The organism is Psychrobacter sp. 1U2 (assembly GCF_051847575.1).
In genome coordinates this window covers 1-1,316 of the sequence record NZ_JBPYDC010000247.1, presented here as the reverse complement: position 1 = coordinate 1,316, position 1,316 = coordinate 1, and the positions used below count along the sequence as shown (strand labels likewise).

The 1,316-nt window shown below is 41.4% G+C and carries 2 protein-coding genes; both read right to left on the bottom strand.

The genetic code is table 11. The features are described from left to right. Positions 1–23: 23 nt before the first annotated feature. The gene (locus ACS8FD_RS14895) at positions 24–221 is read right to left on the bottom strand and encodes a hypothetical protein (protein WP_058368770.1); all 198 of its coding nucleotides are present in this window, start codon (positions 219–221) and stop codon (positions 24–26) included. 146 nt (positions 222–367) lie between these two features. Beyond that, on the bottom strand, positions 368–1,316 hold a 949-nt coding region (locus tag ACS8FD_RS14890; RefSeq protein WP_439276427.1), incomplete at its 5' end, for a sterol desaturase family protein.

The following is a 1,316-nucleotide window of genomic DNA, read 5'->3' as shown; positions in this document are numbered from 1 at the left end:
ATGATAGGGTCTTATATTGAATATTATTGGTCGATTGCAGCTTTCAGTTGTCGGATAACAGCACTGAGTAACATCTCGTCAATCTCAGTTAGCTCATTCAGCCCGTAATCATAAGTTTTTAAGATCATCGCTTTTTGATCTCGAGTAAGGTGCACCGATATATCACCATCTTTTATTATTCCTCGATAATCTTCTAGCGTTACTTTTTTATCATTTTTCATGTTCAACCTCCTCTTGACTGTCGATTTGGCAAATAGTGTATAAAAAATCACTCTTTTTTATACAGATACATCCTCATCTATAAGCTATTGTAACCAAACGCTCTTATATGGTCTATATACGCGATGTTATTGCTAATCAGTCAGTTTTAAACGGCACTAGGTGGACGAAACAATACTTTAAACTTGTTCTTTAGCCCTTTGGTACGAAAGAAGCGTTGCCACATACGATAAAAAACGCCAAATATTAAGCTGATAATATTATCATGACTGGTCACACCTACCGCACCGTATTTCACTGGGTTATTAATCGTATCTTCTTCCACATATGTGCCAAACCAACGATCAAAAAGAATGATAACGCCGCCATAATTTTGGTCGATATAGTCGCTATTGGTACCATGATGCGCACGGTGATTGGAGGGAGTATCAAAGATATATTCAATCCATTTAGGGAATTTACCGATCGTTTCAGTGTGAATAAAGAACTGATAAATTAGATCAAGCGCGTAGAAGAAGAAAACCCACACCGGATGGACGCCAAGCAGCATCAGCGGGACAAAGAACAACCACCAGCCTGTAACTGAGTACAATAAACTTTGGCGCATAGCCGTCGATAAGTTCATTTGATCATCGGAGTGGTGTACCACATGTGCTGACCAAAACCAGTTGACCCGATGGGAGCTACGATGAAACCAGTAATAGCAGAACTCGACCGTAATAAAAATAGGAATGGCCGTGAGCCATGTGACTTCAATCGTAAACAAGCGATATTGATATAACCACAAGCAAATAGGCAGCACGACAAGTGCTTGTATGACCAGCTCAAACCCTAAATAAGAGCCGCCTAAGCTAAAGTTGGTCATGGCGCGACGCCAACCAAAGGCAGATCCACGTCCACGCTTAGATTGATAAAACCATTCTGCCAAAAATAATAAGAAAAAAGGTCCACCTGCCAGCGGTAATAGCCACTCTTGCCAGTGTGCAGGTAAGATACTCGCCAGCATGGGCTGCCATGACTCAGGCGCGATGGCTAAGATACTTTGATTGAGCATCTCTTTGTAAGCATCTAGGGTCTGTCCGTACTTGCCTAAACTT